A 14,265-nucleotide genomic window follows, 5' to 3' on the forward strand; every position below is an offset into this window, starting at 1 on the left:
CACAATTGGAAGCTGGGGCGGTTATTTTTTTTGCCCAAAAATATTTTCTCCCCTTTCAGCGGCTTTTCTATGCTCCTTACGCCGCCTTCACCAAAAGAACATTGAAATCACCAAGTAAAGAGATTATAATATTTCCATATCTAAAATGAGGAGCAGCGAAATGAAATTCAGTGTAGTGATCCCTGTATATAATGTGAAAGAATATTTAGAGCGGTGCGTCACCTCAGTGCTGAACCAGCCGTGCGAGGACTACGAGATGATTCTCGTCGATGACGGCTCAACCGACGGCAGCGGCGCATTCTGTGACCGTCTTGCTCTGCGCAGCCCCAAAATCCGTGTCATTCATCAGAAGAACGGCGGTCTGGGCGCCGCACGAAACACCGGCATCGAACACGCCCTCGGCGATTATCTCGTATTTATCGACAGTGATGACTACATTGACGCGTCGATGCTGCCGGATCTTGCGGCAAAAATTGACGAAACGCACGCCGACATCATCACGTTCGGTTTTCAAACCGACAACAACGGTAATACCTCGGCTGTTTTTATTGATCCGCTGCCGGAAAACCGCATCTTTACGCTGGCAGATACGCCGACGCTTTTGCTCGCGCTTCCAAACGCATGGAATCGCATCTACACCCGCAAACTGTTCTTGGAAACCGGCATCCGCTATCCCGGCCGCGTCTGGTATGAAGACATTCGCACGACAACCAAACTGTTCGCCAAGGCGCAAAGCGTTGTCTGCATTCAGAAACCGTATTATTACTATGTCGTGCGTGAAAATTCCATCACACGCAACAGCAATGTTGACCGCAATCATGAAATCGTTGATGCATTTGACGATCTGCTCGGTTGGTATCGGGAAAACGGCTTGTACGAAACCTATCGGGACGAGCTGTGCCGCCTCGCCATTGACCATCTGTTTCTCGCGGCTTCCGTGCGCGTGCTGATGGCAGATCCCAAGCATCCGCTGTTGCGGGAATTTTATCAGTACATGCAGCAGCATTTCCCGCAGTTCCAGAGCAATCGGTATGTGTCTCAGCTGCCGCGCGCCAAAAAGCTCGCATTTGATTTGCTGTGCAAAAAGCGCTATCGCATCGTGCGCGCGCTATTTCTCGTGAAAAACCGTCTGTAAGCAGACAGAAAGGACATCAATTTGAAACTCAACAAACATGCTCTCCATTCCAAAAAGGGCGTCCTGCTGAAAAATACCATTATGCTGTACATCATGCAGTTCTCCACGTACTTTCTCAGCTTTATCGTCGTTCCGTATGAGACCCGTGTGCTCGGCGCCACGGTATACGGCAAGGTCGGCGTGGCAACTGCCATCATGGTGTATTTTCAGCTCGTCATTGATTTTGGCTTTATTCTCAGCGCGACGGAGGAAGTTTCTCTGCACCGCGATGACAAACAGCGCGTTTCGCGTATTTTCACATCCGTGACCATCAATAAAATTTTATTGACCATCGGTTCGATTGTCGTGCTCGCCGTTCTGTGTCAGGCAATGCCGAGCTGGCGCGAGGATCGCACATTCTATATGCTGTTTCTCGTGGCAACCGCTGTCAACTCGATGATGCCGGACTATTTGTACCGCGGTTTGGAACAGATGGAGACCATCACCGTTCGCGCCGTTGTCATCAAGGCGTTTTTCACGGTTATGATTGTTCTGCTGCTCAAAAAGCCGGAGCAGTATTGCCTGATTCCGATTCTGAATATCATCGGCTACGCAGCTACGCTGCTGTTTGTCTATGCGCATCTGTCGCGCAAGCTGGACATTCATTTCACACGAGTACACGCCAAGGACGTCTGGAACAACTTCCGCCGTTCCAGCACATTTTTCTATTCCCGCATCGCAACGTCTATTTACACCGCCAGCAACACGGTCATCCTCAGCATCATTGCGGCGGGAACCTCTACGGTCGGTTATTATTCGCTGTCCGACAAGCTCGTGACAACTGCCAAGAGCGGTTTGTCCCCGATTTCCGACAGCATGTATCCGTACATGACCAAAAACAAGGATTTCAAGCTGGTTTGGAAAATTCTCAAAATTTTCATGCCAATCATTGTCATTGGCTGTGCGGTCGTCGCTGTTTTCGCCCGCCCGCTGCTGACCATTGTATTCGGCGCCGGCTATGGCGATGCCGCACCGGTTCTGCGCGCCATGCTGCCGGTTGTCATCGTGATTCTGCCGAGCTATATTTTGGGTTTCCCCACGCTCAGTGCCATGGGACTGTCCAAATACGCAAATTATTCCGTCGTTTTCGGCTCTGCCCTGCACGTGTTTAATCTTCTCGTCCTGTACTTTACCGGCCACATGAACATGGTCACGCTGGGCGCGCTGGTATCCATCGCAGAGTGTGCGATTCTGGCGTTCCGCATTGTCGTGATTTGGCGGCACAGAGACCGCCTCAACCCATCGAAGGGAGCATAAACATGTCAATCACACAGAAGCTCAAAAAGGGCGCTGCATGGACGCTGGGCCGTGCGCTGCCCATTCAAAAAAATAAAGTCGTATTTTCCAGCTTTTATGGCCGCGGCGCGTCCGACAATCCCAAAGCGATTGTCGATGCGCTGGCACAGCGACCGGAAAAGCTCGATATTGTTTGGCTGGCAAAAGACCCCGCGCATGCCGGCGTGCCGGACAATGTCCGTGTTGTGCCGTATGACACACCTGCTGCCATTCGCGAGCTGTCCACCGCACGGGTCTGGGTAGACAACTGCCGCAAAGGCGCCCATGTCAAAAAAGACGGGCAGTATTACATGCAGACATGGCACGGCTTTGCACTCAAGCGCATTGAGCGCGACGTTGCAGACAAACTCAACACGCCGGAAAACGCCGCATATGCCGAGTATGCGAAGCGCGATTCCGCGCAAATCGATGCAATTATCTCGAACAGCACCTTTATGACAGAGATTTATCAAAAATCCTTCTGGTATCACGGTGCCGTGCTGGAATACGGCTCTGCCCGCAACGACATTCTTGTAAATCCGCCGGCTGACGCAAAGCAGCAGGTACAGCAGGCGCTGCATCTGCCGAATGACTGTCAGATTATCATGTATGCGCCGACCTTCCGCGCTGACCACTCTTTGGATGCCTATCAGCTGGATTATCAGGCTGTGTGCCGCGCCTGCGCGCAGCGCTTCGGCGGCAATTGGGTGATGCTGGTTCGCCTGCATCCAAACGTCATGAAGCTCGCCAAGGATTTGAAATTTGACAACCAGACGACCTTTGACGCCACAGCGGTGGATGACATGCAGCTGCTGCTCGCCGGCTGCGACGCCGTTATCACCGACTATTCGTCTTTGATGTTTGATTTTGCGCTGACGCGCCGCCCCTGCTTCCAGTTCGCCATGGATATCGACGCGTACAAGGGCGACAGAAACTTCTATTTCCCGATTGATGAAACGCCGTTCCCGCTCGCCGTCAGCAACGAGGAAATGGTACAGAACATCTTGCAGTTTGATGCAGCTGCCTATCAGGCGGATTGGGATGCGTTCTACCAGAAGATGGGCTTCTGTGAGGACGGAAACGCATCCGAACGCTGCGTGAAGTGGATTTTGGAAAAGACAAAGTAAAAAATACAGATATGCGAAAGCACCGTGCAAAGTTGTTTGCACGGTGCTTTCTTTATGGAGAGAGTTCGGTAGCAATGAGAAAATCTTATTTGCAGTATCTCTGGATATGCTTTGCAGTCTCTGCAGCAGCGGTCTTGATGTTCTCGTCGGTGGTCATCTCGTAGTAATCCGGACGGAATACTTCCATGGTGATGAAGCCGTTCTCGAAGTCGTAACCGATTTCCTTCAACGTGTCAGCGAAACGCTTGTGATCCAGGCAGCCACGCGGGTCAGACGGCCACAGACGCTTTGCATCGGTGTTGTAGCCAGCGCCAGCCGGTACATCCTCGGTGTCGTTCAGATGCCATACGAAGATCTTGTCGCCGTCAGCCTTTTCCAGCTTGGACCAGTCAGAACGCATGCCATTGAAGTGATACTGGTCGAGGGTAACGCCCATCAGCGGGGAGTCAACCAGCTTAACAATCTCGTAAGCGTCATCAAAGGTGTTGATGGACATGGACGGAGCGCCGCAGAACTCGAGGGACAGCTTCAGGCCGGTCGGCTCGCACTTCTTAACCATTTCCTTCAGAACAGCAACAGCGTCGTCGCGGATCTCCTGACGAGTAGCCTCAATGCCCTTCTCGTTCAGGTCGCAGGACGGAACAACAACTACCATGTGGCAGTCCAGTGCAGCGCACTTCTTGATGATGTCGTCCAGCTCGTCCATAACTGCCTGCTTCTCCTCAGCAGTCTGCTTCATGTTGAAGAAGCACAGAGCGTTGTAAGACAGCGGAACGATGTCGTTTGCCTTCATGAAAGCGTTCAGCTCTTCCAGCGTGCCGCCTTCTGCCAGATACTTGTCCAGGCAGTCGAAACGAATGTCAATGCCCTTGAAGCCATACTTTGCACAAGCCTTCAGGTCAGCCATCAAGGACTGATCTGCACAACCGCGGTTGCCATCCCAAGTGCAACCCTCGTTAAAACCCATCTTAAGCATAATATGTAATCTCCTTTTCTCGTACAGATGAAATTCTTATATTTTTATCCTATCAAATTTGACGCACCATGTCATGATATATTTCTGTCGTAAAGTATCAAAAAACGATACTCGCACATTCTTATTTATCGTGCCAATCCCAGTGGAGAGAACAATGCATAAATGCAAAGCATAAGAACAAAACACAGAGCCGCAGCAGGCTTTACATGTTTCCACGGTGTCAGGTCAACAGCCTTAGAATCTTCCAATTCAAAATCCGTTTCGCGCGGTTTCAGCTTTCCGATAACCAGCATTAACAGCAAGTCAATCGGGAACAGCACGGACAGCACATATAAATAATGTACATGCAGCGGCAGGAACTTAGAGATCGAATACAAAACAACATGCGTGACCAAGGTAACTTTCGGTGCGATTGCCGGTACACGCTTGGTGTAGAATCCAACAAGAACAGTTGCCAAAATCGGCATCGAATAGAATCCGAAGCATTCTTGCAAGAAATCATACAGACCAGACGGTGCATTGATGACAAACGGAGCGACACAAATCGATACAATTGCCAAGCCAGTGCCTACGCGCTTACCAATTTTAACCAGATATTCATCACTTGCTGTCTTGTTGATAATTGCTCGATGGAAATCCAGCGTATACAGAGTAACACAGCTGTTCAATGCCGAATTAAACGAGGAAAGAATCGCGCCAAACAGAACTGCTGCCATCAATCCAAGCAGCCATGTCGGGATAACTGTTGTAATCAGGGTCGGATAGGCAAGGTCGCTTTGCGGTAATTTGTCTCCAAAGAAGCGGAATGCCAACAAACCACAAATTGTGATGAAGAACGGATCCAGCAGCTTTAAAAATGCAGTAAATACTGCGCCGCGCTGTGCTTGTCCCAAATTTTTAGCCGCCAATGTACGCTGAATAATAGACTGATTTGTGCACCAATAGAATAAGTTATTAAACAACATACCCAAGAATAAAACCGGCCACGGAATCATTGGCGGCAAAGAATTTGCCGGGTTGATAGAGTTGAACTTATCAGACGGCACATTGGTGATAAAATCACGGATACCGGCAATAAAGTTGCCATTTCCCAAAATACAGATAGCAAGAATTGGTACCAACAAGCCACCAATCAGCAAGCCTACACCGTTGATTGTATCGGATACAGCCACCGCTTTAAGTCCGCCAAATACAGCATAGATCGAACCAACAATACCAATGCCTGCGCACAACAGTGCAATCGCCTGAAATGTCGTGATCCCGAGCACTTGATCCAGATGAAAGATCTGATTAAATGCCAGCGCACCGGAATACAAAACTGTCGGCAGATACGTCAACATATAACCGAGCAGAAACAAAAACGAAATAATCTGCTTGGTCGTGCGATCAAATCGCATCTCCAAGAACTCCGGAATTGTTGTGATACCTGCTTTCAGATACTTTGGCAAAAAAATCAGCGCCAACGCCAACAGAGCCATACTTGCACCGACAGACCAGCTCATCGCACCCATATTGGTGCTGTAACTCTGTCCCGCCTGACCAACCAGCTGTTCGGTAGACAAATTAGTCATTTCCAGCGAGCCGGCAATGACTAAACCGCTTAAACCGCGTCCAGCTAAAAAATATCCCTCTTTCGTGGATAAATTGTCTTCCCGCGTTTTGTACCAAGACAATAACGCGACCAATCCTGTAAAAGCAATAAAGCTCAATACAATAATCAATGGATCTCTCCTCTCTTTCCTAAAACAGTAAAAAACCAGATTTGTCCATACCATATATATCTTCGGTTTTTTCTGCCTATAACCGCCAAAGCGATCGTGCCTCTTTTTTCTCACACACAAAATTGGATAAAACTTTAGGATTATTTTCTAAAATTCTCTGCATTTCGGTACCTTTTTCTGCTTTCCTTTTTTGCACCCTTATGATATACTATTTTCCACATGATGTCACGATACATTCTTGACAAGAAATAATAAAAAAAGATACTTTTCAGAGAGAAGGGATACCTATGCTTGATACCGGCGTATTGAGCGATTCTGTCCGCTATTATCATGAGGCAGATCCATTTACAGAGAAGAATTTATATTACATTCCACACGCGGGGCAATATCACTGCAACAGCGAGTACGAGGTGCGCCGCACGCACCTAGATGTCTGTCAGGCAATTGTGGTTGATTCCGGCGAGCTGACTGTTGAATATCACGACAAGACGTATACCGCGCCCTCCGGCGCAGTCATCTTACTGGACTGCCGTGAACCGCATTGTTATTACACCCGCTCTTCGGACTTGAAAATGCGTTGGTTTCATTTTCTCGGCAGCAGCAGTGAAGCATACGTCCATCAAATCACCAGTGTTCATGATATTGTCATGCAGGTCACACAAAACGCGGAGATCGAGCCATGCATTGCGCAGATCATGAAGGCAGTCGCACAAGCAGAGCCAAACCCGCATCTGATCTCTGTCAGCATTCATCGTCTGCTCGCGCTGCTGATTACTTCAACCGATACCGCTTCTAAGAGTGATCTGGAGCTTGTTATCAACTCCTCTGTTTCTTACATCGAATCCCACTACTCTGACCCCGATCTCTCTAATGAAAATCTCGCCCGCATGGCAATGCTGAGCACCTGTTATTATGTGCGCAAATTCAAAGAATTTCGCAGTGCTACACCGCACCAATTTATTCAAGCTGTACGTATCCGCAGTGCGAAGCAGAAGCTGTCTACCACCTCTTTGAGCATCGAAGAAATTGCCGAACAGTGCGGATTCTGCAACACCTCTCACTTTATTATGGTCTTTCGCAGAAACACAGGCATCACACCGCTGCAATTTCGTATTATGTGGAGATAACGCACAAAAGCCTCCCTTTCGGGAGGCTTTTGTTGTATTTGCATCTATACGTATTATTTTCCAAACAAGCCCTTGATTCTATCCCACAGGGTCTCCTTCGGCTGTTCTTCCTGCTTGACCTCTTGTTTCTCCTGCTTCTCCTCTACGGATGTGCGCATGATAAACTTGGTTGAGGTCTCTGTCGCAGACTTCGGTGTGCCGGTATAGCACTCGCTGTTCTGCGCATAGTCCTTCTGCTTCTCATACAGCTTTGCCGCTGTGCGGATATTCGTCAAATCCTCATTGTCTGTGATTTTGCTGATGCCTTCCTCATTGTACTTGACAATGCCGTCGCGCAGCTCACCGGAACCGTCCTTGAGCTGGGTACCTGCATCATCGAACTGCTGAATGGCATCGAGTACCTGTCCGCTCGCCGCATGCAAAGACTTCATACCGGCAGACAAATCGCCTGTGCCGTCCTTGAGGCTGGATGCGCCATCGTTGAGCTGGCTGACACCGTTGGTCAGCGTCGGCACCTGTCCGTTCAGTTCAGAGATGCCGCCGGACAGCGTTGCTGCGCCGTCCGCCAAGGTGCCTGTGCCCTTTGCCAGCTCTGCTGCGCCGGAAGCTGCGGAGCTGACACCGGCGGTGTATTTTGCCAAACCGCTGTCCAGTGCCGTTGCGCCCTCCTGCAGCTGCGAAACCGAGGAACCAAGCGTGCCTGCCAGATTTTGCAGACCCGCGTTCATCGTGGAATACTTGCTGGACGCCTCATTGAGACCTGCATCAATTTGATTCAGCGCCGTGCTGAGCTTGCTCATCTGTGCAGCGGTCTCATCCAGTCCATCGCTGACCTGTCCTGCCGCACTTGCAATGCTGTCCAGATTGTCTGCCAGTCCTTCCATCTTGTCGATAAGTGCCGCATTGGTCTGGAACTTCTGAATGATAGATGCGCCGCTCTCCAGCGTCTGTAGCTCTGCCATCTCGGATTCCGACAGCGACTGCTTGTTGGAGGCAATGGAATGCAGACCGCTGCCGACCTGCTTCGCGCCGCTCTGAATCTGTGCCAGCGCGCTCTTTGCGCTGGAAATGTCTCCTGTGCTCAGCGAGTCTACAACCTGATCCATGCTGGAGGACAGCGTCTTTAAGCTACTGTCCATTTTATTGGAACCGGAAAACAACGCCTGTACATCATCCGACTCCAGCGCTTCTGCCATCGAATTCAAACCCTTTGCCAGCTTTTTGGAGCCTGCGGACAAATTCGAGGAATTGTCATCCAACGTACTCAGACCGCCGGACAGCTTTTTCGCACCTGCATTGGCAGAATTGGCGCCGTTTGCCAGCGACTTCGCGCCGTCATCCAGCTGTCCCACACCGTTTGCCAGCTTTTGTGCGCCGAGTGTCAGCGTGCGCATACCGGATGCCAGCTGTGCCGCGCCATTGTCCAGCATACCCGCGCCGGATGTCGCGTCAATGATGCCATCGTTAAACACAATATAATTTGAGGTCAGCTCGCCGAGCTTATCGTTGAGCGTCTCACAGCCGTCTGCCAAGTCATTGGCACCGTCAATCAGCTGCTGAGTCGCGTCCTTCAGCTCGTCCAGCTGGTCAAATTCTTCGTCAAGATCCAAGTCGGATTCTTTGAGATCGCCCAAGTTGCTTGCGCAGGCAAAATACAGTGTCGGCACAGAGCCGTTATTCATATCGCACTCGATGGTCACGTCATCCAGCATCATATCCGTCAAATCCGAAAACTTATCGCCCAACAAGTCCGCATATGTGCTCTTCATGCCCGGCATCGCGAGGAATCCGACAATCTGATTGGTGCTGTCAGATTCCACCTTGCCGTTTTCCGCCTTGATATTGGAAAAGGCATCCGTGGACAGGTTGGTTCCAACCACCGTGAAATACGGGCGGCAGATCGTATAGCTTTTGCCGTCTACGGTGACTTCCTTGGTTTCTTTATTGGTCAGCTTGACATGCATCACGAGATGACCGCTTGCGCCGTCCAGATCCTTCGCTTCTACCTGCTTGCCGTCCAGCTCATAGGTAATCTTTGCCTGCACCGGCATTTCCTGATCTGTGGTACCCTGATAATATACGTCATTGCCCTTGACGTTCCACGTCAGCGCATCTCCGTTCTGGGTCGGTGTCTCATCGCCCTTCAAGTTCTTGATGTCTTGGAGTGAGCTGACATCCGCAAAGTTCGTCAGACCCTTATCCGAATGCAGCCAATCGCTGACGGTCTGGTGTGCCACGGTGCCGTCGCCGTTTAAGGTTGCGTACACCGTTTCATCCTTGCGCACGGATGCCGCAAACGCCGGTGTCAGTGCGCTGCACGCCAAAACGGCACTGAGCACGCAAGCTGTAATTTTATGATTTTTCTTGAACTTCAATGTCAACACTCTCCTTGGAATCGTCTAACCAGTGATACGTTGTCTTACGAATAATCGGTGCGAACAAAATCAGCATAGCCGGCAGCACAAACAGGATAACCAGCATGGAGATAATGGCGCCGCGGCTGATGAGCAGACACAGACCGCGAATCAGATCAATCCGCGATACAAAATACAAACCAATCGTCGCCGCAAAGAAGCTGAGGCCGCTTGTGATGATACTCGGCGCGCAGGTTTCAATGGCGGTTGCCGCCGCATCGTGCGGACTGAGACCGTTGAGCCGTTCCTCGTGGAAGCGTGTCGTCATGAGAATCGCATAATCGACGGTCGCGCCGAGCTGAATGGTTCCGAGCACAATGCTTGCAATAAACGGAATGACGGAACCGGTAAAATACGGAATGCCGAGATTTACCATAATGGCGCCCTCAATGGACAGGACAAGCAGGAACGGAATGGAAATAGATTTGAAGGTAATGACAATAATCAAAAATACCGCCAAAATGGAGAACACCGACGTCGAATTGAAATCGTGCGCCGAGGTCGTAATCAAATCCTTGGTCATCGCGCCCTCGCCGGTCAAAATACCATCCGCATCATATCGCTTGATGATTTTATTCATGCGCTGTACCTGTGTGTTCATCTCGTCTGTGCCTGGCTTATACTCCGTGGTAATCATCATCAATTCATGACCATTGGAGCGGAACAGCTCCGCCGCACTGTCCGGAACTGCGCTCTCCGGAATGCCGCCGCCCACAAATTTTTCATAACACAGTGTCGATTTGATGCCTTCTACGTTATCCAGTTCATCGGCAAGCGATTTTTTCTGTGCCGAGCTCATATTGTCATTGATAATGACAAAGTGAAAGCTTGGCATGCCGAAATCTTCATCCAATTTATTGGTGCCGGCAATGCCGGTCAAATCCTGCGGCAGCGAATCCGTCAGCGTATAGTATACGCTGGTCAGGCTCTGTGCGCGGAAGAACACCAATGCGATGACGACAAAAATCATAATAATGCGCTTGGGATGCTTGGTGACGACCGCCGCCACCTTATGCATATGCGGTGTAATAACCGGATGCCGCCGTTTTTCAATGATTTTGTCAAAGTACATAATGAGCGCCGGCAGAATGGTCAGGGTACTGATTACGCCGAGCGCAACGCCCTTCGCCATCACGATACCAATATCTGCGCCCAACGTCAACGACATCGTGCACATTGCCAAGAAGCCGGCGATTGTTGTCAGAGACGAGGACAGAATGGACGTACTCGTCAGACAAATGGCGGACACCATCGCATCCTCATTGGATTTATTTACTTTTTCCTCCTGATAGCGGTGCAGCAGGAAAATGCTGAAGTCCATGGTTACACCCAGCTGCAAAACCGCCGCGAGCGCCTGTGTAATATAGGAAATTTCTCCCATAAACACATTGCTGCCAAAGTTATATACAACCGGAAAGATAATGCCCAGCATAAAGATGAACGGCACGGCTGTGTTTTCCAAAAACAGGAACAGCACAATCAAGCTGAATACAACGGCACACAACACGTATTTCGGCAGTTCCTGATTGACCAGCTCCTTGGTGTCCTCCAAAATCGTGGACATGCCGCCGAGGAAACAGTCTTTTTTCATGATGCCTTTGATTTGCACAATGGCACGGATGGTTTTGTCCGATGCGCTGGACTCCTCGAACCGCACCATCATCATGGTCGAGTCGTTTTTGCCGTACATCATGTTCGTCACATCGTCCGGCAAAATCTCTTTCGGCACCGTGACATCGACCACATCACTGAGCCAGAAGCAACTGGTCACGCCGTCCACAGCCTCAATGTCCTGCTTCATTTTGAGCAGCTCCGCCGTGGGCATATCCCCCTCCACGGTGACCATCGCCGTAGATGCCAGACCGAAATCCTTGTCAAGATACCTCTCACCCTCCATAGATTCCAATTCTGACGGCAGGTAGCTCAGAATATCGTAATTTACTCTTGTATTGATGTAGCCAAACGCCGACAGCACCAGCAGCATACACGCCACTGCCAGCACAAAGCCGCGCCGCTTGACCACAAAACGGGCTACACGCTCCATAATTGATGCTTTACTCCTTTCCTTGCCGTCCGGCTGTGCGCCGAAATCAAAATTTGACCGATCATTATTTATCGCAGTTTTAGTATAATCCAGAAATGACCATTGGTCAATGTTCATCTTACAAACAATTTCTCTTATTTCAAAACTGACGTTTGGTCATTTTCCCAAAATTTATTTTTCCCCGTGTCGATTCTTGCCAAAGCCGGCACTTCGGGCTATACTGTTCTAAAACACGCTGTCATATGAAAGGAGATTGCTATGGGTCAGGCGTTGGAGCAGAAAAAAGAAGAAAAGAAAAGAAATCTATTGGAGGCTGCCCGCATCCTCTTTTCTCAGAAGGGCATTTCAAAGACCAGCATCAGCGAGATTGCCAATCAGGCGAAAGTGGCAAAGGGTACGTTTTATCTTTACTTCAAAGATAAGGATGAGCTGATGGAACAATTGGTTCTGCAAATTAGCCGGAATATTTTGACACTCGCTTACACATACACGGAACAGCACAAAGCAGAAAATTTTACCGAGAATGTTATCACTTTTGTCGATTATATCATCACCTATTTTTCTTCTCATCAGGACAGCCTGAGCCTCATCAAACGCAACTTTACTTGGTCTATGGTGCAGCACAGTCTGGAGCAGGAGGAAAACAACGCGCTGCGGCATCAGCTGCTCGAACGGCTGCAGGCTTCGCCCACATCGCACAACTACTCGCAGCGGGAACTGTTCAACATTGTATATATGATTGTGGAGCTGTGCGGTTCGGTCTGTTATACCAGCATCATCGAACAGGTGCCGGACACCATTGACCACATAAAACCGCTGCTGTACACCATGATTCGGAGGATTTTAAACCATGAACCAGACCAAACCAACCCTGATTTTTGATATGGACGGCGTCATTCTGGACACGGAACAGCTCGTGCGCCGATGCTGGAACGAAATTGCACCGGAATTTCACGCGGATGCTATTGATGCCGTCTTTCTCACCACCGTCGGCACCACACGCGTGCACACCTGCAGCATCTTGCGCGAGCGCTACGGTGCCGATTTTCCGGCGGAAGAATTTAACAACGCCGTCAGCCGCCGTTACCATGTGATTGATGACGCCGAAGGCGTACCGGTCAAGACCGGCGCACGCGAGCTGCTGCAATGGGCGCGGGACAACGCGTATACGATTGGTCTCGCCTCCTCCACCCGACAAGCCGTCGTGGAAAAAGAACTGTCCGAGAGAGGGCTGCTGCCCTACTTCGATTACGTCCTCGGCGGCGATCGGATTGCCCGCAGCAAGCCAGCACCGGATATCTACGAAACCGCCTGCCGCGCGCTGCACGCCGTTCCTGCCGACACCTATGCCATTGAAGATTCGTACAACGGCATTCGCGCGGCGCATGCAGCGGGCATGCGTCCCATTATGGTGCCGGATCTCCTGCCGCCGACCCAAGAAATGTACACGCTTGCCGCACACATCTTTCCGAATCTGACGGCGTTCCACGAATTTTTGAAACGACAATCAACGCACAGCCTGCCCCGATAGGGCAGGCTTTTTTGTCGAAATAAAAATTACAAATTCTTATCCTATAATTGCACAATTTTGCTGTGAAAAAACAATTTATTTATCATTTTTGCTCTCCGTTGTATAGACCTTTCTGGCCCTCAAATGAAAGTGTTCGTTTTTGTGCCGTCAATTTCAATCTTGTATAAATTTCTGCAAGCGTTTTCTTTTTCGTTCTTTATATGGTTAAATCAACCATTTTCCTTGTTTTTTTGATTTTTACTAAACAATTTTATTTTTTCACTGAATTTTTCTTTATTTTTTTAACACAGTTTTTCACATTTGTTTCTGCATAATTTGTTATTTCCGCCCTCAATTAGCTGTTCAAGTATGCTATTCTAAATTTCTGTAAAATCTGTAAAACAAATCCCTTCAATTTTTCTAATATTTCGGTGAAAATGCCACGTGACATTTGCGCGAAAAAAGTCTATTATACTTAACGAGGAAAACGAAAGCGCAAGAGTGCGCGGACCGCTTTCCATTATCAGAAAAGCCGACAGGCTTTCAGAAAGGAAGCGAATACAATGGGTATTCTTGGAACCCTGCACAACATGGCAAAATCCGGTCAGGTCAATGAGATTCACTCGGTTATCAATCAGGAGCGTGCCTCTGCAAATACATCTGCACAGACATCCGGAAAAGAACGCCGCAAGTTCCGTCATAACATGGAAATCTCGATCGCTTCTTACCGTTAATCAGCTTTTACCTATTTTTTTCATACCTATTTTTCCTATCTCTTTTCTTTGTAAAGTAAAACCCTACGGTTTCCCCGTGGGGTTTTGCTTTTTTATTTGTATCTTTCTTCATAAAATGTTAAGATTTTTATAGACTACTTCGAAAGGATTTCATTGTATCCTA

11 protein-coding genes are annotated in these 14,265 nt (G+C 49.3%); 7 read left to right on the plus strand and 4 right to left on the minus strand.

From position 1 onward, the window contains the following. Positions 1–160 precede the first annotated feature (160 nt). Genes KQI75_RS06010 through KQI75_RS06020 form a run of 3 tightly spaced genes read left to right on the plus strand, consistent with a single transcriptional unit; the run spans position 161 to position 3,576 of the window. Positions 161–1,135, plus strand: coding sequence for a glycosyltransferase family 2 protein (locus tag KQI75_RS06010; RefSeq protein WP_216469819.1), 975 nt, complete (start codon positions 161–163; stop codon positions 1,133–1,135). Between the two features lie 21 nt (positions 1,136–1,156). Beyond that, a complete protein-coding gene (locus KQI75_RS06015; protein WP_216469820.1) occupies positions 1,157–2,431 on the plus strand; it encodes an oligosaccharide flippase family protein in 1,275 nt (424 codons plus the stop codon). Positions 2,432–2,433: 2 nt separating this feature from the next. Continuing rightward, the gene (locus KQI75_RS06020) at positions 2,434–3,576 is read left to right on the plus strand and encodes a CDP-glycerol glycerophosphotransferase family protein (protein WP_216469821.1); all 1,143 of its coding nucleotides are present in this window, start codon (positions 2,434–2,436) and stop codon (positions 3,574–3,576) included. A gap of 85 nt (positions 3,577–3,661) precedes the next feature. Here the strand turns inward: KQI75_RS06020 and KQI75_RS06025 are convergent, their stop codons facing one another. Further along, a complete protein-coding gene (locus KQI75_RS06025; protein WP_246566413.1) occupies positions 3,662–4,552 on the minus strand; it encodes a sugar phosphate isomerase/epimerase family protein in 891 nt (296 codons plus the stop codon). Between the two features lie 125 nt (positions 4,553–4,677). After that, positions 4,678–6,273, minus strand: a complete 1,596-nt coding sequence (locus tag KQI75_RS06030) for a solute:sodium symporter family transporter (protein WP_246566415.1) — start codon at positions 6,271–6,273, stop codon at positions 4,678–4,680. A 287-nt stretch (positions 6,274–6,560) separates the two neighbouring features. Here KQI75_RS06030 and KQI75_RS06035 point away from each other — a divergent pair, with 287 nt between their 5' ends. Continuing rightward, positions 6,561–7,400 carry an AraC family transcriptional regulator gene (locus KQI75_RS06035; protein ID WP_216469823.1) on the plus strand — a complete coding sequence of 280 codons (840 nt, stop codon included), beginning with the start codon at positions 6,561–6,563 and terminating at the stop codon, positions 7,398–7,400. A gap of 53 nt (positions 7,401–7,453) precedes the next feature. Here the strand turns inward: KQI75_RS06035 and KQI75_RS06040 are convergent, their stop codons facing one another. Then, positions 7,454–9,775: a methyl-accepting chemotaxis protein gene (locus KQI75_RS06040; RefSeq protein WP_216469824.1), complete on the minus strand. Its 2,322-nt coding sequence runs from the start codon at positions 9,773–9,775 to the stop codon at positions 7,454–7,456. After that, entirely contained in the window at positions 9,753–11,858 is a 2,106-nt protein-coding gene (locus tag KQI75_RS06045; protein WP_216469825.1) for an efflux RND transporter permease subunit, read from the minus strand. Before KQI75_RS06045 ends, KQI75_RS06040 begins: the two co-directional genes overlap by 23 nt. A gap of 258 nt (positions 11,859–12,116) precedes the next feature. Here KQI75_RS06045 and KQI75_RS06050 point away from each other — a divergent pair, with 258 nt between their 5' ends. The 3 genes from KQI75_RS06050 to KQI75_RS06060 all read left to right on the plus strand — a co-directional run bounded on the left by KQI75_RS06050 (position 12,117) and on the right by KQI75_RS06060 (position 14,102). After that, a complete protein-coding gene (locus KQI75_RS06050; protein WP_216469826.1) occupies positions 12,117–12,740 on the plus strand; it encodes a TetR/AcrR family transcriptional regulator in 624 nt (207 codons plus the stop codon). Beyond that, positions 12,709–13,389, plus strand: coding sequence for an HAD family hydrolase (locus KQI75_RS06055; RefSeq protein ID WP_216469827.1), 681 nt, complete (start codon positions 12,709–12,711; stop codon positions 13,387–13,389). Before KQI75_RS06050 ends, KQI75_RS06055 begins: the two co-directional genes overlap by 32 nt. A 542-nt stretch (positions 13,390–13,931) precedes the next feature. Further along, positions 13,932–14,102, plus strand: a complete 171-nt coding sequence (locus tag KQI75_RS06060) for a hypothetical protein (protein ID WP_216469828.1) — start codon at positions 13,932–13,934, stop codon at positions 14,100–14,102. The last annotated feature ends 163 nt before the right edge of the window (positions 14,103–14,265 follow it).

The sequence above is a fragment of the Butyricicoccus intestinisimiae genome, from assembly GCF_018918345.1.
In the GTDB taxonomy this organism is placed as follows: domain Bacteria; phylum Bacillota; class Clostridia; order Oscillospirales; family Butyricicoccaceae; genus Butyricicoccus_A; species Butyricicoccus_A intestinisimiae.

Coding starts and splice junctions, on each gene's coding strand:
- KQI75_RS06045 (WP_216469825.1), bottom strand. CDS start 11,858: ATGGAGCGTGTAGCCCGTTTTGTGGTCAAGCGGCGCGGCTTTGTGCTG.
- KQI75_RS06020 (WP_216469821.1), top strand. CDS start 2,434: ATGTCAATCACACAGAAGCTCAAAAAGGGCGCTGCATGGACGCTGGGC.
- KQI75_RS06025 (WP_246566413.1), bottom strand. CDS start 4,552: ATGCTTAAGATGGGTTTTAACGAGGGTTGCACTTGGGATGGCAACCGC.
- KQI75_RS06010 (WP_216469819.1), top strand. CDS start 161: ATGAAATTCAGTGTAGTGATCCCTGTATATAATGTGAAAGAATATTTA.
- KQI75_RS06050 (WP_216469826.1), top strand. CDS start 12,117: ATGGGTCAGGCGTTGGAGCAGAAAAAAGAAGAAAAGAAAAGAAATCTA.
- KQI75_RS06060 (WP_216469828.1), top strand. CDS start 13,932: ATGGGTATTCTTGGAACCCTGCACAACATGGCAAAATCCGGTCAGGTC.
- KQI75_RS06035 (WP_216469823.1), top strand. CDS start 6,561: ATGCTTGATACCGGCGTATTGAGCGATTCTGTCCGCTATTATCATGAG.
- KQI75_RS06055 (WP_216469827.1), top strand. CDS start 12,709: ATGAACCAGACCAAACCAACCCTGATTTTTGATATGGACGGCGTCATT.